Below are 20,171 nucleotides of genomic sequence, written 5' to 3'. Positions count from 1 at the left end.
ACCGGGAATCATTCGCAGATCAAGGGTTTCCTAGGGCAACAAAATCGGGCGGTGCCGTCCACCGACGCAGGCGCCGCAGCGCGTCTCGGATTCAAATGCGAATTAAAACCGCGCCGGGGGTATGCCAGTTGCCGGTAAGGTGCATTCAGCAAACGCCATTCTTGGAACAGAGGAGCCTCCGATGCGGCTGGACCGAACCAAGATCGCGGGAGTCGTCGCCATCGCGATCGTCGCAGCGGGATGCTCGAACGGCACGTCATCGTCGGGCTCGTCGTCAAGCCCGTCGGCGGCCTCGGGCTCCCAGGCGCCCAGCTCGGCACCGCCGACGACGACACCACCCTCGTCCTCCACGCAAGGCGGCTCCTTCGATCAATCCACCTGCTTGGACATTTCGTTCACCAAAGACAACTTGATGGTGACCCAGAAACCCGAGGATGCGCGCAGGTTCGCCGACACGCTGGAAAAGTACGGGCCGCCCGAATCGGTCAAGGCCGCGATCGAGCACTTCGTCACCACCGTCGGCGCGCAGCCCAACGATCCCGACCTCAACGCCAACCGGGACGCGCTTACCGCCTGGATCAAGCAGGTGTGTCCCAACGTCAACCCGTAACATTGGATCAGCTAAGCCCGTCGCCTTTGCGCGAGCGAATCCGGTTGCGCCAACGGGCGTCCGGACACCACGTGCTCTACCGTGATGGCGGGGGGACAGGGGTGCCCGGTTTCGGCGCGGGCGCCCGCCCGTACCGGTGAGTCGACGGTGACCACGCGGTAGGTTGAACGCGGTTCCGGACGACTCGAGAGGAGACACCGTGCGTCACAGCGCGGCCATGGCCGAGGCCGACCGCACGTGGATGGTTGACACGCTGCTCGCGCTGCTGCAGACGCCGAGTCCGGCGGGGCGCACGGATGCGGTGATGCAGCTGATCGGCGACATCTTCGATGACTTCGGGGTGCCGTTCTCGTTGACGCGCCGCGGCGCGTTGACCGCCGAACTCCCAGGGGACTCCGCGACTATCGACCGCGCGCTTGTCGTTCACGCCGACACCATCGGCTGCATGGTGCGTCGGCTCAAAGACAATGGCCGTCTCGAGGTCATTCCGGTCGGCACGTTCTCGGCCCGGTTCGCGGCGGGCGCCCGGGTGCGGATCTTTTCCGACGATCCCGACGAATTCATCACCGGCACAGTCATGCCGCTCAAGGCCAGTGGGCACGCCTTCGGTGACGAGATCGACCTGCAGCCCACCGACTGGGAACACGTCGAGGTCCGCGTCGACCGCAAGGTGTCCTCGCGGGAGGACTTGGTCCGGCTGGGCCTGCAGATCGGTGACTTCGTCGCCTTCATCGCCAGCCCCGAGCTGACCGCCGACGGCTACATCGTTTCCCGCCACCTGGACGGTAAGGCCGGCGTCGCGATCGCGCTGGCCCTTGCCAAGAATTTCGCCGAGAACAAATTAGTGCTGCCGCACCGCACCATGGTCATGATCACCATCACCGAGGAGGTCGGCCACGGCGCGAGCCATGGCTTGCCCGCCGACGTCGCCGAATTGGTCTCGGTGGACAACGCGGTGTGTGCACCCGGCCAGCACTCCATCGAGGACGGCGTGACTATACCGATGGCCGATCTGCACGGTCCGTTCGATTACCACCTGACCCGGAAGCTGTGCCGGCTCGCGCAGGAGCAGGAAATCCCATGTGCGCGGGACGTGTTCCGCTTCTACCGCTCCGACGCCGCCGCGGCGATCGAGGCGGGCGCGGGCACTCGCGCGGCGCTCGTCGGCTTCGGGCTCGACGGCAGCCACGGTTGGGAGCGCACTCATCTGGATTCGCTGCAGGCGGCGTACTGCCTGCTGCACACCTGGCTGCAGACGCCGTTGACCTTCGCTAAATGGGATGCCAAGCCGTCGGGCCAGCTGCGGGACTTCCCATCGTCCGAGCAGCCCGCCCCGAGCGAGCGGTGGGTGCCGCTCGCACGTGGCGAATACGAGGGACCAGGCGAGGCGTCGCCGGGATCGCACTGGCCGCCGTCGGAGGGCCCGCAGGCCTGAGGCGTAGCGCCTAGCGTCCGACACCGCGGGGGATCCGGTCGGCGCGCCAGCACCGGGACTTCATCGGGACCTCGATCGCTTCGGCCCGGGGGAATCGCTCAGTCAGGGCAGCGCGGGCATTGGCGAGTCGCTCGGCGCGCTCATCCGCAGACGCGATGATCACCCGGCTGTAGGTGCCCACCATTGCGACGACGTCGTCGATGCTCATCGTCCGCGCGAACGTGAATGTTTCGCGGGCGAGGTTGTGGAAGATCTGCGGGTCGGGGAGCACAACGTTTTCGTGGCGCCGGCGGAAGCGGTCGGGCGATTCAGCCTCGGGTGTGTCTTCGCCCGGCAGCAGGTCGAGGTCGCGCACCCAATCCACGTCACGATCTCGACTGGTCCAGATCAGGCCGAACCGCCCGCCGTCGCGCAGTACCCGGCCGATCTCCGGAACGGCCCGGTTGGGATCCATCCAGTGCCACGCCGACGAAACAAACACCGCGTCGGCGGAAAGGTCGGGAAGCGGAATCGACTCCCCAGTGCCTTCGATGGCACGAACCCCGGGAGACCGCTCGGTGAGTACGGCCCGCATGCGCGCATCGGGTTCCACGGCGATGACCGTCGCTACCCTGTCCACGAGTGTGCGGGTGAACAGCCCGGTGCCCGCGCCCACGTCGACAGCCACCCCGCAATGGGGTGGCACCAGCCAGTCCACGGCTTGCTGCGGGGGGTGCGGGCGCAACCCGTCATAGTGCTCGGCGATCGAGCCGAAGGAAGTCGCGCGCTCTTGGCGATCAGTCACACGCAACAAGATATTGCGGCTCGCTATGCAAGAGATGAGAAAGAGTGCCGCGTCACCACAGGGCGCTGTGATTGACGAGCGCGTCGGCCACCAGTCCGATTCCGAAGACCAGGAACAACAGCCGGACCGACATCGGGCCGTAGCGGGTCAGGGCGCGGACAAGCCTGCGCTGAATGCGCTTGGCGCGCATGGTTCGTCGCATCGAAAGGGCAAGGATCAGCAATGGTGGGGAAAGTGCGATCGCCCAATAGGCGACGATCGCCAAGGGCCAGAACGGTGGCCTCGGGTGCAGGGCGGCGAGCATGGCCAGGCCCGTGAGATAGGGGATTGCGGTTGGCGCCTGCCCGCTACCGACGGCCAATCCGAGAAACCCGAGCAGCCATGGCCGTTCGCGCATCGCCGCCAGCGCCCAGCCCGGAGCCGATGATTGGGCGGTCAACGGGAAGTACGCCAGGCCGGTCAGCACGAGGCCGAGCACCAGCTCGCCTCGAAAACGGATGGCCGGCGTCACGTGGAAATGGACGACATGGGTCAAGAAGCTGAGGCCCAGTACCGTGCACAGCCCGAATGTGGTTGTGACGGCGAACACGCCCGCGATGAAGCTCAGGGCACCCGGAATCGGCGACCGGCGATTCAACCGGCTGTCGAAAATGACGGCCGAGACGACGCCCAGATTGAGGACGTTCAACGAATCGAGAAACGCCAGGCCCGCAAGCGCCAGCACAAGAGGACCCACGCGCCTGAACCCCGGCTACCGACTGGACTGGCCGGGCGTGCACATCAAAGCGGCGATCATGCTGCAGACAATACGAGCCGCAGAGCGGCGTGTCCGTTTGAGGCGGCGCCCGCCGTACTCGGCGGGTGCATCACCGGGGCGGCTCGTATCGGTTTCGATCCGGTCACACGGCATGGGGCACCGAGGTTTTGGTTGTCAGGCGTTTGACAATGCCGGACATGAGGCAGACGCGGGAGCCCGACGGTGGCGCGTGAAATCTCACGCCAGACGTTCCTGCGGGGGACCGCCGGAGCGTTGGCCGCGGGTGCGGTTTTCGGCTCCGCCCGGGCCACCGCCGCCCCCAACCCCACCGGGTGGGAGGGTCTGTCCACCGCCATCGGTGGACAAGTGCTGCTACCGGACAACGGCGCTTTCGGGTCGGCCAAGCAGGTTTTCAACACCAACTACAACGGCTCGACGCCCGCTGCCATCGTGACCCCGACGTCGCCGGCTGACGTGCAGAAGGCCATGGCGTTCGCCGCCGCTCACAACCTGAAGGTGGCGCCGCGCAGCGGCGGGCATTCCTACATCGGCGCCTCCACGGCGAACGGCGTCATGGTGCTCGACCTGCGTCAGCTGCCCGGAGGAATCAATTACGACGCCGGTACGGGGAACATCACGGTGACGCCCGCGACCAGCTTGTACGCGATGCACCAGACGTTGGCAGGCGCCGGCCGCGGCATCCCGACGGGTACCTGCCCGTCGGTCGGGGCGTCCGGGCACGCCCTGGGCGGGGGATTGGGCGCCAATTCGCGCCACGCGGGGCTGCTCTGTGACCAATTGCTGTCGGCGTCGGTAGTGCTGCCCGGCGGTCAGGCCGTGACCGCGTCCAGCGCCAGCAATCCCGACCTGTTCTGGGCGTTGCGCGGTGGTGGCGGCGGCAACTTCGGCGTGACCACTTCGCTGACCTTCGCCACCTTTCCCACCACGGATCTTGACGTGGTGAACCTCAACTTTCCCCCCGAGGCGTTAGCGCAAGTACTGGTCGGCTGGCAGAACTGGCTGCGCACCGCCGACCGGAACAGCTGGGCGCTGGCGGACGCCACCGTCGATGGAATGGGCACGCATTGCCGCATCATGGCGACCTGCCCGGTCGGATCGGGGGGCAGCGTAGGGGCGGCCATCACCAAAGCCGTTGGGGTGCAACCGACTGGGACCGAGAACCACACCTTCAACTATCTCGACCTGGTGCGGTACCTGGCCGTCGGGAACCTCAACCCGTCACCGCTCGGATACGTCGGCGGATCCGACGTGCTGCCCGTCGTCAACGCGGCCACCGCCCAGGGCATCGCCAAGGCGGTCGACACCTTTCCGCGTGGAGCCGGCCGCATGTTGGCCATCATGCATGCGCTGGACGGCGCCCTCGCCGATGTGGCGCCTGGGGCAACCGCCTTCCCGTGGCGTCGCCAGTACGCGCTGGTGCAGTGGTACGTCGAAACCGGCGACGCGGCGGCGGCGACCAACTGGCTCAACACTGCACACCAGGCCGTTCAGCCGTACTCGGTCGGCGGCTACGTGAACTACATCGAGGCGAACCAACCGGCCTCGCGATACTTCAGCTCGAACCTGTCCCGGCTGACCGCCGTGCGCCAGAAGTACGATCCCAGCCGAATCATGTTCTCGGGGCTCAACTTCTAGTGAATGGCGTGCGCGCCTGACCTCGGGACATAATCCCCAGCATGGCCGACACGGTAAAAATCACGTTGGATCGCGCCAGCGTGGCGATGGGCGACGACGTCGAGTCCCATCGCGTCTTCTGGGTCTTCCCCGACTCGGCCACCGTCGACGATTTGCTCGTCGAAGTCTCCCGCTACGTGCCGGGGATTGCCGGACCGGCCGGGTGGCTTGTCGACGTCAATACCGGTGACCGGGTACGCCGACGCGACCTCGGCATTATCTACACGCGCGATGACCTCAGGCAAGAGGATCAGATCTGCCGATTGACGGCCGGTAACACAACATTGGGCGATCTTGCCCGGTTGGCAAAGGTGCCCGATCTTGATGTGTACGCCCGGTACCTGACCCGGGACATGGGACGGCCGCTCGCGCTGAGCGAGGTGACGGCCGGCCCCGCCTATACCGGCGCCCAGCCGACCAAGCTGCAATCCGAGGCCGAGGCACAAGCCAATACGGACTGGGTCTTCACGCGCGAGCTGGATCGTCGCGCCGCCGAGGTCGCTGCGGCTCGCCGCAACTGGATTCGCGCAAACATCATCGCGGGGAGCACGCCACCCGCCGGGACCGACATTTTCATTGCCCGCAATTTCCACTACTTGGCCGACCTACACTGCCCAGCCAGCATGGATGTGGCCGCGCAACTGCTGGGGTCCGACGAAGCGCGATACGAAAGCCTCAGCTCGACAATCGATATCGACGCCCGCCCGGCGATGGTGACCCTGGCGATGGTGGTTGCGGCGTTCGAATGGCATACGGCCTACGGCAGCTGGCAGGCCGGCGGACGCCCATATCTCAAGCCCTACTTCGAATACCTCGCCGGCTGCGGTTATCGGCTCTCGCCGATCGAACAAGTCATGGCCGGCCAGATCACGGCTGAGCAATTGAAGTTCTCCCAGGGCGACATCGCCAGGCTGAACCGCGTCCGGCAACTGCGGGATCTGCAATACCAGCTGCGGATGAACCGCTACTACGCCAAAACGCTGACCGAGGAGCAGTACCGGGCGGCTATCACCTCTGTCCACGCCGAACTCTCCGACCTTGGCGAGCTTCCCGGACCCATGTAGGCCGCTTCGCGCGACGGCGACGACGGGTGCCGGGCGTCAACGCCGAGCGAGATCCACACCGTCTTGTCCGACGGTGACACCGTCGTCGTCGAGCGCGTCGATGTGAATGCCATGAACGGTGTCGCCGTCACGTTCTACGTCACGGCGTTCTTCGGTGTCCGCGACGGCTCGATCACTTCCTGGCGCGAGTATTGGGATACCACCCATGTCGCTCAGCAGCTCGGCATTGATCCGGCGCTCATGTTTGTGCCGCTGAGCAGTTGAGCGACAGGGGATTTGGTGCGCGGAGCTAGCCGGATGCGCTGAGGATCTTGATCGCGAACACGAGCGAGTCGCCCGGCCGGATTCCAGCGCTGGGTTGGCCGTTGGGGTATCCATCCGCGGAAGTCATCGCGACGCCCACCGTCGATCCGACCTTTTGCCCCGCGATGGCCTTCTGGAATCCGGGCACGACGCCGTTGAGCGGGAAGTCAACCGGGGCGCCCCGTTCGTAGCTGTTGTCGAACACCGACCCATCACGTCCGTTGACGCCCATGTAGCAGACGGAAACCCTGGCCGCGGCGGGGACCACAGGTCCGTCTCCCGCGTGCAGCGTGTGGACCTGGGTCTGGGTCACGCTGAACGGTACCGTCACGTCCACGCGCGGTGCCGTCGTATCCGTGGATCCGGTAACCGCCACGCTGCCGGTGCTTCCCGCCAGCGTCCAGTCCGGCGTTCCACCATTCTGTGCGGGTGCTGTCGGGCACGAGCCGGCCGCGGTTGCCGTGCCGGATCCGACGAGGGTCACAACGGTTGCCGCGACGCAGGCCGCGACGGAGGAATACACCAGGGAGGACTTCACGGCCGTCACGCTACAGCCAGTTGACTTGTCCCTCGGCGGTAGCCCTGCGCCTACCCGTCAGGTGCAGAGGCTGGGGGCGTCGCACACGTTGCCGGGGCAATAGGTCGAGTGCGCAGCGTCGACCATGGTGCCGACGTCCAACAACGTCACGCCCCTCGCGTTCAAGTGGGCGTGAACGTCGTCGGCAATTTGTTGTGGCGTCCAACCCCAGGTGAGGTCGTAGCAGATGAGGTGCGCCTCCCCGATGAGCGCCTCTTCCGTCTGGGGCGGCCAGCTGAGCCCGACGGCGCGCAGTTGTGCGAGGTATGCGTCGTCTTGTGGGGTGGCAGCCGCAAGTGCGGCGCTGCTAACCAGGGCAGCTCCGGCCATCACGGGGATGGTGAGGGTGGCCAGCCAACGAGGTGAGGGCATTCGATTCCCTTCCATTCTTCTTGGCGGTAGCACGGCCGCAGACATGAACAATAGCGAAAACCCCGAGGGCGGGTCCGCGTTCTCAGTCACTGTCGCGCTTGCCGTCTTTAGCCGGTCAGCGCAGCCACACCGAGACCGGCGAAGAGCGCCGCGCCACCCCCGCATGCGATCGCGCCAGCCGGCGACAACGTCTGGCGCCGCAGGCCGTGGACGGCTGCGACGACGTCCAAGGTGTCGACTAAAAGGCCCAGTTGCAGAGCGCGCGTGCGCAGCCGAGGTGAGGCGGTGTCCATGATGGCAATGGCCAGCGTTAGTTCGCGAGAACCGAACAGTTGAGTGGTCAGCGGCTGTTGACGGTCAGAACCCAGGCCGATCAGAGCCGCTGTCTTTTTGGGAGCAAGCCATGCGCTCAGGCCTGTCGCAAACCGCAATGCGGCGAAAGTGGGCAGGAGTACGCGGTTTCGGGTCTCGTTCATACGCCCACCCTCTCAAAGGGAGGCTTCCCTGGCCATTGGACCTGGTGCGGTGTCCTGCTCCCGTTCAGCGCCGTAATGGCCGAGAAACAGGTAAGCAAATTTGCACAACTACTTTTGCGGTGTGTCTTATCCTGCTTGCGAACCGCACCCGGCAGATTGAGGGGAATGTTGTCTCTGACACGAAGCCGCGTTGTGGTGGTCGTGTTGGCAACTATCGGGCTCCTCGCGTTCGCGACGATGCTGTTCATCTCGACCGGCGACTCGGGGCGCGGGCTAGTCGCCCCGGCAGGCTCCGTCATTGCAGGCGTCTTTGCACTCGCATGTTCAGCCAGTGCCGCGCGCGGTTCTCGAAGCCGCCAACGCCTTGCGTGGACCGTTCTTTCTACCGGGTTGCTCGGCTGGACCGCCGGCCAAGCAGTGTGGTGCTACGTCGCGGTCGGTGGCAGTCTTCCGGTCGCGGGCCTCTCGGCGGCCAACTTCGGCTACCTCATCTTGCCGCTGTGCGCGCTGGCAACCGCGGTCGCAATTCCCAGCCGGGATGATGCGCGATTTGGGATCGGCCTCCTGCTTGACGGCATCCTCGTCACCGCGTCGCTATTGATCATTCTCGTCATCCTGGCAGTGGGTCGCGGGGCGCACTCACCACAGACGGTCAGCGTTCCCGAGATCCTGTTGGCCACCGCGGCCGGCGTGTATGTGGGCCTCGTCGCCACGACCTTCGTCGTGGTGAGGAAGGCCGAGGCGGACCGCAAGCTTTCACCCACGCTGATGATGCTGGGGTGGGGCATCATCGCAGCGACCGGGGTGATCCATGTCGCAAAGGATTACGCCGACCAGGCGCCGAATGACCTCGTCGTTCTTGGGTGGGCAGGCGGAATGTACTTCGTCGCGCTGTCCGGAATCACTTCTCAGCCCAGCCAGGAACCCGACCTCGGTTTTTCGCAACCCTCTTCGAGGGCGTCGTTGTGGCTGCCCTACCTGCCCGTATTGCTCGCCATTGTCGTTGGTGCCGTGCACTTTTGGCCTGCATACCGGAGCGAGGCGTTCATTTTCTTGGTTTGCGTGGTGCTTTTCGTTACCACCCTGGCCCGCCACATCTTGCTGCTCGACCGAAAGCAACGTCTGCTCGTCGCGGTGTCTGACGCCGCCCTACGCGACCCGCTAACGGGGTTGGCAAATCAGCAACTATTTGATGATCGCCTGGCGCACGCGCTGCGCTTACACGTTCAGCACAGCGTGCCGGTCAGCGTGCTCACGGTGGGCGTCGACGATTTCAAGCTGGTGAACGACACGCTGGGTTATGACGTGGGCGACGAGCTCCTGCGCGCCGTTGGCCAGCGGATCCAAGCCAATACCAACGACATTCACACCGTTGCGCGGATGAGCGGGGACGAATTCGCGATTCTGGTCGAAGACCGTCCCGACGCGGCAGTGCAGGTTGCCAACGGGCTTGCACGATCTTTCCAGGAACCCATCGACATTGAGGATCACCGCCTGGACGTGCGCGTGAGTATCGGTGTGGCTTCGGCTAATTCAGGGCTCGTCGCCGCCCCAACGCCGGGTGAACTCCTCAGACAGGCCGATGCGGCACGATCCGTCGCCCGGCAGGCGAACTCGGCCAATGTTCGGACGTTCACACCCGAGATGGACGATCAACTTGGCGGGGCGCCGGCCTACGACAGTGCCATCGCGCGACTGCAGTTGCTCGGCGAACTGCGGCGCGCCATTGAGAACGGCTCGCTGACCCTGCTCTACCAGCCGAAATTCGGCTTGATGACCGGCTCGGTGCGCGGAGTAGAGGCGCTCGTCCGGTGGCAGCACCCGCGCTTTGGCGTGCTGAAGCCCGCCCAGTTTTTGCCCCTGGTTCGCGAGCACGGGCTGATGCATGCGCTCACCGATCTGGTGTTGTCGCGCGCCGTCGCCGACGCTGCCGCTTGGCACGCGGAAGGTGCAGCGATCCCGGTCGCGATCAACCTGGCGGCGCCCTCGCTCGACAAGGATGCGCTGCCCGACCGCATCATGTCGGTGCTCCACACATACGCAATGTCTCCTGGTTCTCTCACGATTGAGATCACCGAGGATTTGGTGGTGGCCGACCTGGCCAAGGCCCGCACGGTGCTGGATCGTCTCCGGGAGAACGGCATCCGGGTGGCGATCGACGACTTCGGCAGCGGCTACGCCACTCTGACCTATCTGCGCGAGCTACCGGTCGATGAAGTCAAACTCGGCCGCGAGTTCATCGCGCCGATCCTGCACGACGACCGAGCCGCAATCATTACGCACTCGGTCATCGAGTTGGCATCTGCGTTCGGCATCGCGACCGTTGCCGAAGGCGTCGAGGACCTCGCCACGGCCCAACGACTCAAGGACTACGGTTGCGACGCCGTACAAGGGAACTTCTTCTGCCGACCGCTGCCCGCTTCCGAGATTCCGCGAGTCTCTGGCATCTCCACATTCGCGGCGCAATAGTCGTCGTCTCCCAAACGACAGCTTAGTTCGCGACCGATCGCTCCAGAGTGGCCAGCGACGCGGCTAGGTAGTCCTCACCGAAAATCGGCATATCGCCGACTCGGTCGCGGAACTCCTGCGGTGTGCCGCTCCAGTCATAAGTGAGCGTCACATCGGTGTGGTTCCCGTTAGGTGCGAGGTCATAGCGCCAGAACCAACCACCGGGATTGTGGTTGCCCGCCTCGTCGAGCACGCCCGGCATCCAACCGATGGCACGGTCCGTGTCGAAAACATTGACCAGGTTGTGGGTGACATAGTCGCCGCCGGCCCGGTCGAGGTACATGTTCATCGCGAACATCTGTCCCGCGCGGGTGATGGGCGCGGTGTCCACCGAGTCACGGACCCAGTCAGTGGGCTCGGTGTTCTGGTGCCGCGCCGGGTCGACGAGGACCGCGAAGATCTCGGCCGGCGTCGCGGCGATGGTGCGGGTGACGACGTAACGTTCTGCGGTTGAGCTCATTCGATGTCCTCACTGGCGGGCCCGTAGGCGGCTGCGATACCGGGGGAGTCGAGCCAACCCGAGTACGTGGGGCGAGAGGGCCACCCTTCGGGCGAATCGAGCCATTCCTCCTGCCGGCCCCAGGGCAGGATGTCGATCAGACCAAAGGAGTGACTGAGCTGCTCGGTGCCCCGCCCATTGGTATGCCAAGTCCTGTACACCGTGTCCCCGTCGCGCAGGAATACGTTGACGCCAAAACCGCCGCCGGGCGGAGCATCCATGTCGGTGGCGAAGGGGCTCTGCGACGACGAGTACCACTCCATCCGGTTGCCGACCTTTCGCTTGTAGGCGAGCGCTTCCTCGATCGGTCCGTTGGTGACGATGACGAACCGGGCGTCGTAATTGTCGAGGAACTCCAGACGGGTGAACTGCGACGTGAAGCCCGTGCACCCGGGGCATTGCCACTCCGCGCCGTCTGACCACATGTGGTGGTACACGATGAGCTGGGAGCGGCCGGCGAACACGTCGGCCAGGCGGATCGGGCCATCAGCCCCGATCAGGGTGTAGTCGGGCACTTCGACCATCGGCAGCCGCCGGCGTTGGGCGGCGACCGCGTCCAATTCTCGAGTGGCGGCCTTCTCCCTTTTGCGCAATTCATCGAGCGCGTCGCGCCACGTCTGTTGATCGACGACCCGCGGCAGGGCCGTGGCTTTGGGTGACATGGGATCCACCTTTGCTTCGATTTCTTCGTCCCGAAAGGTCTGACTGCCGAAGTGTCCGGAATTCATCGGAGCGTCGCTGCCGCGGTGATCTTGACCTAGCGACGCAGATCAGAGCGTGGCCTCTTCCTACATCAGCTATGGCAGGGCGCCACCAGGAACCGGCAGCGGAGCGCATACCCGGCCGGTAGCCTTGCGCGGCATGAACGACTCCGTCGTCGTCAGGGTCAAGCCCGGCAGTCGCAAGGGGCCCCTCGTTGAGGTCGGTCCTGACGGTGAGCTGACCGTCTACGTTCGGGAACCTGCGGTTGACGGCAAGGCCAACGACGCCGTGACCCGGCTACTGGCAGCCCACCTGCGATTGCCAAGGAGTCGGGTCGAGTTGATATCCGGAACCACAGCACGGCTCAAACGTTTCCGCGTGAGCCGTTGAGTGTCGCACGGCGCGACGCAGGCCTGGGCCCCCGCCGGCGCCGTCGCCCGCCTCGTCACATATTGATGCCCAATTCCGTCTAGCGATTAGGAGCAGTAAGGAAGCATCGTCGGAAGGGCGCCATGATGAATCGCTTGAGTACGGGCGCACAGATCTACCTGGTCGCGGTGACAGCGGCCGTGGGGGCAACCACCTCTGGGATCGGGATCTGGTGCCTAGTCGATCCGAATTCGTTCGCCGATGCCGTCGGATTCGATGCCCATCGGCACTTCCTGCATGACGTGGGCGCGTTCCAGTTGGGCCTTGGCGTCACCCTGCTCCTCGCGCTGATCTGGGCGGACGCGTTGGCCACGGCGCTCGCGGGATTCATTGCGGCGAACACCGTGCACACGGTGAACCACGTCGTGGACCTCGACGTGGGTGGTTCGGCCGCGCAAGCGTGGGTTCTCGGAGTGGTGTCAGTTGCGCTGGCCCTGGCATTCGGGCTGCGGTTGCGCCAACTCGGCTACGTTCTGGGCTCCGTTGGCACGGCAGCCAACCCGACGTTGGTGCCCTTCGTGCGCCAGAAGACCATCGCGCTCACCACCTTTCGCAAGGATGGCACTCCGGGCTCGAGCCCGATCAGCATCGCGGTGGAAGGAGATCGCGCCTACTTTCGAAGTTTCGAACGGGCGGTCAAAGTGCGCCGGATTCGCCGTAACCCGAGCGTTGAATTCGGCCCGGCGACGGCATCGGGGAAACCGACGGGAACCGCGCTGCCTGGCCGCGTGCGTCTGCTAGAGGGGGCTGAATATCAGAAGGCGGCACGCCTGCTGCGGCAGAAATATCCTTTTCTGCATGGCGTGCTGGTGCCGTCCGCTCACCGGCTCATGCGGCGCAAGTTCGGCCGCACGATTCACGCGGAGTTGACTCTGTTGTCGGATCTAGGACCTATCCGGTCGCAAGCTGATTTTCTCGCCTAAATACGTTTGGGCACAGCTCCTTTCGCACGTACATTAAGCTCCGCTCCAATCCCTTCCGCGGCATCTGTCGACCGGGGGAGCGCCCGCCCCGGCGGACGTCTATCCCGGGGTGGCCTATCCGGCGTCGAGGGCGGCGTTGACATGGTCGCTCACGACGATCGCTCACCGCGGTACCGCATATGGTAGCGGCGATATAACTGCTAGCACCGCTATTGACACCGATATGCATAGGGGTTAGCGTTGCTAGCAGTACGGCATGAGGGGAGTTACGACATGGTTTTGGACGTCATCGTCCGTGCCGCTGCACTCATCGCGGTCCTGGCTACCGCAGTGGTCTACGGGACCGACGTGTTCTGTGCGATCGTGCTGCGACCGGCCTTGGCGTTGGTCGACGACGATGCCGTGGTCGTGGTCATGGGACGCGTGCACCAATACGCAGACCGGCGCATGCCTGTGCCGGGGGTGCTCGGGGTTGTTGCCGCTGCGGCGAGTGCGATGCTCGCCACGGTGGCAGCGCATTGGGCACAGGCGATCGCGGCGGGCGTCGCGCTGGTCCTGCTGTTGGTCTGGCTTGCGCTGTACACGAAGGTGAGCGCACCAATCAATCGGCAACTGACAGCGGCTGCGCACCTTAGCCGGCGATTACCAGAAGCGCGTGCGCTGCAAGAGAAGTGGGACTCGATCATCGGCGCCCGCGCGACCCTCCAGGGTATGGCAGTGGCCGCGCTATGCGTGGAGCTGATGATCTGACGTGCCACCGAGCCAGCCGACTTCAACCGAAGGGGGACAGGTTCGATGTTCCAGCTCAGGATCTACACGCTGCGATCACCTCAGGCATGACCAGCCCGGAATTCGCCGACGACATGACCGGATTCGACGTTGGCGACATCGTCGACGTTCAGACGACACCGCTTGACCCGACGCCGTTTTCACCGATTGACAAACGACCCAAGGAGCGCGCGACATGACCGTGACCACGACCATCGGCTACACGCTCGCCGGACTCCTAGCCGCGGGCATCATCTTCATCGGCACACGTTTCCTCGTCGCGCCGCGCGTCGCCGCCGCCGGCTACGGCGTGCTCCCCGATCTGGACCGACCGGGGGTGGGCGCGTACCTGAGCGTCAAGGGCGTGCGCGACACCGCCAGTGGGCTCTTCGTCATCATCCTGATGATCGCGGGCGCGACCCACCTGGTCGGCTGGGTGATGTTGGCCGCCAGCATCATTCCGATTGGCGACGCGACCATCGTGCTCCGCAACGGCGGCTCGAAGTCGGTAGCGTGGGGAGTCCACGGCGCCACCGCCGCCGTCATGCTCATCACCAGTGCGTTCCTGCTCGTGCCCTAAGGGAGGAGGAACGCGACCGCGTCATCCACCCTGATCATCGAACCTATTGCACTGCAAGAGCTTTAACCCGCAGCGACCCCGAGGGGTGGACCCACAGTGGCCGCGGGAACGCAGCCGGTAGCTGTTGCGGCGGTAAATGCGAGGATCGTCGCAACGACGACCTTCGTGACTAGACGTGACATGGCAACTCCGTTCATCCGGCCCCTCGTCAGAACTTTAGATGGAACGGCCAATTATTTCAACCACTATTGAAATACTGCGGGTCCGCAGGCATAGTTCCTGTGCGGACAGTTTTATCGGCCGCGCAGCAGGAGCGCTCAGGCGAGCGTTAGGCGCATTAGTGTGTGCGCTGATGCCGTCAGCAACGGCGGCCCTGTCCTTCCTGCCTGCGCGCCTGAAAGAACCGAGCCATGAACGAGAAGGGGAGTCACTTGACGTCTAAGGTTCCGCCGGTCAAGGTCGCGCGAGCCGTTGAACGGACCCGCCACCACTTGTCGCGCCTGCGCCAGCGCTCCGCGCCGCCTGCCGCAGTGATGATGGAATTGATTCTGAACGCATGGGTGGCCCAGGCGATCACGTCCGCGGCGGATCTTGGGGTAGCGGATGCCCTGGCGGATGGCCCACTGTCGGGCGAGCAACTGGCTGACCGGGTCGGTGCCGATGCCGACGCCCTGAGGCGACTGATGCGAGCGTTGATCGGCATAGGGATTTTCCGCCTGGGCAGCGACGGGCGTTACGCACTCACGCCACTAGCGGACACGCTGCGCACCGACGCGCCGGTCTCAATGGCCGGAATGGCGCGGTGGGTCGGCTCACCTCAGCATCGCGAGCACTGGAGCCACCTGACCGACGCGATTCGCACCGGGAACCCGGTGCTCCCAAAGCTTCGCGGCAAACCGGCCTTCGAATACCTGGCCGACGAAGCGGAGTTGGGTGGGATCTTCAACTCTGCCATGACCAATGTGTCCGAGTTTTCTACCGTGCCCTTGACCGCCGCCTACGACTTCGGTGCGTTCGGCACGATTGTCGATGTGGGCGGCGGACACGGTCGGCTGCTGGCGGCGATCCTCGAGACGGCTCCGAATTCGCGCGGCGTGCTGTTCGATCTTCCGGAGGTCGTAGCCGGGGCCCCTGAGTTGTTTCGCAAGTACGGTGTCGATGACCGCGCCCGGATCGAAGAGGGCTCGTTCTTCGATTCCGTGCCGCAGGGGGGCGACGCATATGTGCTCAAAAACGTCATCCACGACTGGCCCGAGGAAGACGCGGTCCGCATCCTGAAAAACGTCCGCGCCGCGACCCGCACCGGCGCGCGCCTGTTGCTCTGCGAGTTCGTCATTCCCGACCACGACCGGGACTTCCACGGCAAATGGGTGGACATCGAGATGCTGGTCGTCGCCGGCGCACGCGAACGCACCGCAGAAGAGTACGGCCGGCTGTTCGACCGAGCCGGTTTCCGGTTGAATCGCGTCGTCGACACCGTGTCGCCGCTCAGCATCATCGAGGCAACCGCCGTATAGCCAAGGCGACTCCGGCGCCTTGGCAGGATTGCAACGGCAGATCCGGTGATTTTGCGAGACGCACCTTCCCAGCGCGCATTGACGGTTTCAGTGCGCGGCCTAGTCGTCTCGCCGCGTGCGCGGACGTGCAGGCGCCCGCGAGGTACGCCGCGTACCGCTCGGCGTTCGTGATGGGGAAGACTGCGTACTCGGTATTCCGCGCGAATAGCACTGGGGCGTAGAACTTTTCAGCGAGAGTCTTTCCCGCAGCGGGGAGATCGCGGGAATCTGGAGCTGACCTCACTGTGTGCGGCATCGCCCAAGACCTTCCGATCAATCATGCTCGGCAACGTGTACGGCTCCAAGACGTGGTCGGGGATGGACGCTTCATAAACTGACAGGCCTCCAGACGATTCCGCATCCGCTTTGCTGAAAAGGCGCTGACGTTTCTCCGGCGTGAGCGATAACGGTCCCGGTACCGCCCTGTTCTGCCAAGATTTACACGTCATACCGGCGGGCTGGAGGGGGCGCGTTGCGGTTTCTGAGCCGCCGCATGGGTTATTGGCTGTCTGCAGTCGTCGTTGCTGCGGCAGAATTCAACGCGCTCGGGTTGTGGGGGGTGGCGACGGCACAGCGGGCGCAGTTCGTTCTCGAAGCAGTGTTGTGCGTCGTGGCGCTGCTCGCCGGGCTGCTTGTCGTTCGGCGGGTGGCCGGCCTGGCGCGGTGGTGGCGAGTGACCCTTCTGGCGGCCATCGCCACCTTTCTGACAGCTGAGGCCCTCTCTCAGCGACCCCGGGCGGCCAATAGCGACGCGACCGCGCCAACGTCAGCGGTCATCGGCTATTTCGTTGCCGGACTGCTGTTCGGTGCGGCGATACTTCTGCTGGTCCGGTCCGGCCACCGAGCTCTGACGCGAACGTGGATGGGGGGACGGCAGAGCTTAATTACCACCGGCCTTGATGGATTGTTGGCGACACTCGCGTTCTTCCACCTGGTCTATGTCGCCCGGCTGGGGGCCATGCACGGAGCCGCGCTGCCGAGGTCGACCAACACCGCAGTCGTAACCGGCATTGAGGCAGTCGAACTCGTCGTGGTGGTGAGTGCCCTTCTGCTGGCGATGTGGTATCCGCCGTATCGACCGGGCCGGACGAATTACATGCTGCTTGCCGCCGCTGTGATCACCCTGACGTCTTCAGACCGGCTGCTCGCTTACCTTCGCAGCGTCGGGGTGACCCAGCTGGACTTGTGGATCGGCACCGGATTCGTCATGGCTCCGCTGCTGATCGCATGGAGTCTGGTGGATTTTCCAGCACGCGCCCGCCCCGAGCACGACGAAGAAATGCCGACCAATTGGGCGCAGCTCACCCTGCCGTACGTGGGATTCATGGGCAGTACCGCGCTCGTCACCTTCCACGAGCTCATCGGACGCCGGGTCGACCCCATCTTCATCGGCACCTACGTTGCGATGGCCGTGCTCGTTTCGACCCGGTACCTGGTGGCGATGCGCGTGCAGAGGACGCTCACCGAGCAGCTCATCGACGCCAAACGCCGCCTCGCGCATCAGGCTCATCACGACCCGTTGACCCACCTACCCAATCGATTGTTCTTGGCGCAGCGGCTGGACGATGCGATACGCGACGGACCGTTCGTGCTGATCTTCGTCGACATCGACGATTTCAAAGAGGTCAACGACCGATTCGGGCACGCCGCCGGTGACGAACTGTTATGCGCGATCAGCGCGCGGCTCAGGAGTTGCCTTGGCGCCGACGACACACTGGCTCGTGTCGGCGGAGACGAGTTCGCCATCCTCATCACGGGTGTCGTGGAGACACCCGAACTGGTCGCCGACCAACTGCGGGTGGCGCTTCGCAGCCCGTTCTCGCTACATGGCACGTCGGTCCGAGTGCGCGCCAGCATGGGCCTGGTCAGTCCCGGATGTGACGGCCTGCCTCGGACCTCCGATGATCTACTCAGGCAGGCCGACATCTCGATGTACACCGGAAAGCGGCTGGGCAAGGACACCGCGGTGGTCTACCGGCCGGCATTCACTGTGGCCGAGGATTTTCCGACCGCGCTTCGGCAGGCGAAAGGTGGTACTCCACAGGGCTTTCGGCTGAAATACCAACCCATCGTCGGCCTGCCACAGGGCAACCCGGTCGCCGTCGAGGCGCTTGCCCGCTGGACCACACCGAGCGGCATACAGATTCCGCCCCAGACCTTCGTTTCCCTGGCCGAAGCTAACGGCATGGGGGCAGAACTCGATGCCCTGGTACTCGATCGGGCCTGCGCGGACATCCAATCGTCCGGCCTTGGCCTGGACGTTCATATCAATATCGGCGCCGCGCGTTTGGGCAGCGTCGATTTCGAACGGGTCATCAGCAGCACGCTTGCCCGGCACGGGTTGCCGCCGCAACGAGTCGTCCTAGAGATCACCGAGACGGTTCCCATTGTGGATCTCGCCGACGCAGCGGCGGCCATCAGACGACTGAATGCCCTGGGCATCAGAGTGGCCTTGGATGACTTCGGCGCCGGATACAACTCGCTGACCTATTGGCACGAGTTGCCGGTGCAGATTGTGAAACTCGACCGCGGGCTGGCGATGGGCGTCGAGCCAGGACGTAACCTCACGCTGTATCGCTCGGTCATCGGGCTCTGCGAAGCCTTGGGCCTCAACGTCATTGCTGAAGGAATCGAAACCGCCGAACAGGCTGAGACGGTCTTCATGGCCGGATGTGGTCTGGCGCAAGGCCATCTGTTCGGTCGGGCTACCGACCTCGCTGACGTGGTCGCGTCCTAGCCGATTCGGTTGGCGCGCGTCGGCCCGAGCTCGCATCCCGCTCGACTGCGGACAGTCGGGGGCCAGCGGTCGCCGCCGCGATCGTTTATCGGCAATCGGAAGCGAAGCCCTGGCGGCTACTTCCCGTCGACTCCCGGCCGGCGATTGAGTCCACCTGTTCCAGCACTGTCGTTTCAGGACGCGATGAACGCGAGCAGGTCCGGGTTGAGGACATCGGCGTGGGTGGTCAGCATGCCGTGCGGGTAGCCGGCGTAGGTCTTCAACGCAGCGTTTTGAAGGAGGTCGACCGCTCGGGGCACCGCGCTGGCGAACGGAACGATCTGATCGTCATCGCCGTGCATCACCAGGACGGGAACGGTGATCTTCCGCAGATCCTCGGTGTAGTCCTGCAGCCATGACGCCACTGTCTCGTAGTGAGCCTGGGCGCTGCCGGACATGCCCTGACGCCACCAGTTCGCGATGACCGCCTCGGATGCCGCCGCACCCGGGCGGTTGAACCCGTAGAACGGCCCCTCTGGCACCGCACGGAAGAACTCCGACCGATTCCCCAAGACACCCGCGCGCACCGCGTCGAACCACTCTTGGGGTTGACCGCCCGGATTGTTGTCGGTCTGCATCATGCTCGGCGTCGGGGAGGACACCAGTACCGCCTTGGCGACGCGCTCCTGGTGGCGCGCCACGTAGCAGGCCACTTCAGCACCGCCGGTGGAATGCCCGATATGGACCGCTTCGCGCAGATCGAGCTGCTCGGTCAGCGCCGCGAGATCGGCCACCCAGTGCTGGATGTCATTGCCGGTCCCGACCTGCTCGGATCGACCGTGCCCGCGCCGGTCGTGGGCAATCACCCGATAGCCGTGCTGCAGGAAGAACATCATCTGCGCGTCCCAGTCGTCGGCCGTCAGCGGCCAGCCATGACTGAACACGATCGGCTGGCCAGAGCCCCAGTCCTTGAAGAAGATCTCGACACCGTCCGAGGTAGTAATGGTGGGCACAGACGTTCCTCCCGGCGGTCGCCCTCGCGGGCGCTCCCGCGATCGAGTGATTCACACTGTAAGCCACCAGGTAGAAGTTCGCGTCAACCATCGACTGCATGTTCGCCCGAGAACTGGAAATCCCTGGGCTACAGCGGAAGACGGACATCGGTGTCAGGTCCACACCTGGCCACTACTTGGTGGACGAACCACGAGGCCACCGACGACAAGCAACTCACAAACAGATCGTGACGGAAGGATTGGGGCACACCGAGTCAGCACACCAGGCAAGGGCGGCCCTCCCAGTACCTGTATCACTAGGGTCTCCCAGGCGTCCAAGTCGCCTGTCACCCTTGTTCAGTCGGCTCCCAGCCAGACCGATAAGAAAGCAATGAATCTGGGTTTGCATCACTGGAACTTTTCAG

General features: G+C 64.7%; 21 protein-coding genes. 13 read left to right on the top strand and 8 right to left on the bottom strand.

Annotation, left to right across the window (positions count from 1 at the left end; genetic code table 11):
• Positions 1 to 181: 181 nt before the first annotated feature.
• Both A5773_RS25945 and A5773_RS07915 read left to right on the top strand, forming a co-directional pair.
• Positions 182 to 610 carry a hypothetical protein gene (locus A5773_RS25945; protein ID WP_156659257.1) on the top strand — a complete coding sequence of 143 codons (429 nt, stop codon included), beginning with the start codon at positions 182 to 184 and terminating at the stop codon, positions 608 to 610.
• 199 nt (positions 611 to 809) lie between these two features.
• Positions 810 to 2,045 (top strand): osmoprotectant NAGGN system M42 family peptidase, encoded by a 1,236-nt coding sequence (locus tag A5773_RS07915; RefSeq protein WP_156659259.1) that lies wholly within the window; start codon positions 810 to 812, stop codon positions 2,043 to 2,045.
• A 10-nt stretch (positions 2,046 to 2,055) separates the two neighbouring features.
• Here the strand turns inward: A5773_RS07915 and A5773_RS07910 are convergent, their stop codons facing one another.
• Positions 2,056 to 2,829: a class I SAM-dependent methyltransferase gene (locus A5773_RS07910; protein WP_066948602.1), complete on the bottom strand. Its 774-nt coding sequence runs from the start codon at positions 2,827 to 2,829 to the stop codon at positions 2,056 to 2,058.
• Positions 2,830 to 2,881: 52 nt separating this feature from the next.
• Positions 2,882 to 3,565 carry a GAP family protein gene (locus tag A5773_RS07905; protein WP_066948606.1) on the bottom strand — a complete coding sequence of 228 codons (684 nt, stop codon included), beginning with the start codon at positions 3,563 to 3,565 and terminating at the stop codon, positions 2,882 to 2,884.
• Positions 3,566 to 3,808: 243 nt separating this feature from the next.
• Between A5773_RS07905 and A5773_RS07900 the strand changes: the two genes are divergently transcribed.
• From A5773_RS07900 to A5773_RS07890, 3 genes are read left to right on the top strand one after another with little or no spacing between them, the layout of a single operon-like run.
• Positions 3,809 to 5,242 carry an FAD-binding oxidoreductase gene (locus tag A5773_RS07900; RefSeq protein ID WP_067260785.1) on the top strand — a complete coding sequence of 478 codons (1,434 nt, stop codon included), beginning with the start codon at positions 3,809 to 3,811 and terminating at the stop codon, positions 5,240 to 5,242.
• Between the two features lie 41 nt (positions 5,243 to 5,283).
• Complete coding sequence (locus tag A5773_RS07895; RefSeq protein ID WP_067260783.1) at positions 5,284 to 6,345, top strand: hypothetical protein; 1,062 nt, start codon at positions 5,284 to 5,286, stop codon at positions 6,343 to 6,345.
• Positions 6,346 to 6,396: 51 nt separating this feature from the next.
• The gene (locus A5773_RS07890) at positions 6,397 to 6,609 is read left to right on the top strand and encodes a limonene-1,2-epoxide hydrolase family protein (RefSeq protein WP_255377470.1); all 213 of its coding nucleotides are present in this window, start codon (positions 6,397 to 6,399) and stop codon (positions 6,607 to 6,609) included.
• Positions 6,610 to 6,634: 25 nt separating this feature from the next.
• Here the strand turns inward: A5773_RS07890 and A5773_RS07885 are convergent, their stop codons facing one another.
• The 3 genes from A5773_RS07885 to A5773_RS07875 form a co-directional block, all read right to left on the bottom strand.
• Positions 6,635 to 7,195, bottom strand: a complete 561-nt coding sequence (locus A5773_RS07885) for an FKBP-type peptidyl-prolyl cis-trans isomerase (protein ID WP_066948618.1) — start codon at positions 7,193 to 7,195, stop codon at positions 6,635 to 6,637.
• Between the two features lie 48 nt (positions 7,196 to 7,243).
• Entirely contained in the window at positions 7,244 to 7,555 is a 312-nt protein-coding gene (locus A5773_RS07880) for a DUF732 domain-containing protein (protein ID WP_082948153.1), read from the bottom strand.
• Between the two features lie 149 nt (positions 7,556 to 7,704).
• Positions 7,705 to 8,073, bottom strand: coding sequence for a hypothetical protein (locus tag A5773_RS07875; RefSeq protein ID WP_066948621.1), 369 nt, complete (start codon positions 8,071 to 8,073; stop codon positions 7,705 to 7,707).
• Between the two features lie 165 nt (positions 8,074 to 8,238).
• Here A5773_RS07875 and A5773_RS07870 point away from each other — a divergent pair, with 165 nt between their 5' ends.
• Entirely contained in the window at positions 8,239 to 10,542 is a 2,304-nt protein-coding gene (locus tag A5773_RS07870) for a bifunctional diguanylate cyclase/phosphodiesterase (protein ID WP_197505320.1), read from the top strand.
• A gap of 22 nt (positions 10,543 to 10,564) precedes the next feature.
• Here A5773_RS07870 and A5773_RS07865 read toward each other — a convergent pair whose 3' ends face one another.
• Positions 10,565 to 11,041, bottom strand: a complete 477-nt coding sequence (locus tag A5773_RS07865; RefSeq protein WP_067260776.1) for an ATPase — start codon at positions 11,039 to 11,041, stop codon at positions 10,565 to 10,567.
• A complete protein-coding gene (locus A5773_RS07860) occupies positions 11,038 to 11,742 on the bottom strand; it encodes a DUF899 family protein (RefSeq protein WP_067260896.1) in 705 nt (234 codons plus the stop codon). Before A5773_RS07860 ends, A5773_RS07865 begins: the two co-directional genes overlap by 4 nt.
• Positions 11,743 to 11,941: 199 nt before the next feature.
• On the opposite strand from A5773_RS07860, the gene A5773_RS25475 reads away from it, so the two are divergent.
• The 7 genes from A5773_RS25475 to A5773_RS07835 all read left to right on the top strand — a co-directional run bounded on the left by A5773_RS25475 (position 11,942) and on the right by A5773_RS07835 (position 18,775).
• Positions 11,942 to 12,172 (top strand): DUF167 domain-containing protein, encoded by a 231-nt coding sequence (locus A5773_RS25475; protein ID WP_082948143.1) that lies wholly within the window; start codon positions 11,942 to 11,944, stop codon positions 12,170 to 12,172.
• Positions 12,173 to 12,294: 122 nt separating this feature from the next.
• Positions 12,295 to 13,134: a PPOX class F420-dependent oxidoreductase gene (locus A5773_RS07855; protein ID WP_067790434.1), complete on the top strand. Its 840-nt coding sequence runs from the start codon at positions 12,295 to 12,297 to the stop codon at positions 13,132 to 13,134.
• 273 nt (positions 13,135 to 13,407) lie between these two features.
• Positions 13,408 to 13,884 (top strand): DUF1772 domain-containing protein, encoded by a 477-nt coding sequence (locus tag A5773_RS07850; protein WP_066948637.1) that lies wholly within the window; start codon positions 13,408 to 13,410, stop codon positions 13,882 to 13,884.
• A gap of 86 nt (positions 13,885 to 13,970) precedes the next feature.
• Positions 13,971 to 14,102 carry a hypothetical protein gene (locus tag A5773_RS26650; protein WP_255360742.1) on the top strand — a complete coding sequence of 44 codons (132 nt, stop codon included), beginning with the start codon at positions 13,971 to 13,973 and terminating at the stop codon, positions 14,100 to 14,102.
• On the top strand, positions 14,099 to 14,482 hold the full coding sequence (locus tag A5773_RS07845) for a DUF4267 domain-containing protein (RefSeq protein WP_067260770.1): 384 nt from the start codon (positions 14,099 to 14,101) through the stop codon (positions 14,480 to 14,482). The genes A5773_RS26650 and A5773_RS07845 overlap by 4 nt, the downstream gene beginning before the upstream one ends.
• A 410-nt stretch (positions 14,483 to 14,892) precedes the next feature.
• Positions 14,893 to 15,999, top strand: coding sequence for a methyltransferase (locus A5773_RS07840; protein ID WP_067790431.1), 1,107 nt, complete (start codon positions 14,893 to 14,895; stop codon positions 15,997 to 15,999).
• 511 nt (positions 16,000 to 16,510) lie between these two features.
• On the top strand, positions 16,511 to 18,775 hold the full coding sequence (locus A5773_RS07835) for a bifunctional diguanylate cyclase/phosphodiesterase (RefSeq protein ID WP_156659263.1): 2,265 nt from the start codon (positions 16,511 to 16,513) through the stop codon (positions 18,773 to 18,775).
• Positions 18,776 to 18,948: 173 nt separating this feature from the next.
• Here the strand turns inward: A5773_RS07835 and A5773_RS07830 are convergent, their stop codons facing one another.
• Positions 18,949 to 19,767, bottom strand: a complete 819-nt coding sequence (locus A5773_RS07830; RefSeq protein WP_066948650.1) for an alpha/beta fold hydrolase — start codon at positions 19,765 to 19,767, stop codon at positions 18,949 to 18,951.
• Between the last annotated feature and the right edge of the window lie 404 nt (positions 19,768 to 20,171).

The organism is Mycobacterium sp. 852014-52450_SCH5900713 (genome assembly GCF_001667075.1).
GTDB lineage: Bacteria > Actinomycetota > Actinomycetes > Mycobacteriales > Mycobacteriaceae > Mycobacterium.
The sequence above is the reverse complement of the archived record's forward strand: the minus strand, read 5'-3'. Positions and strand labels throughout refer to the sequence as shown.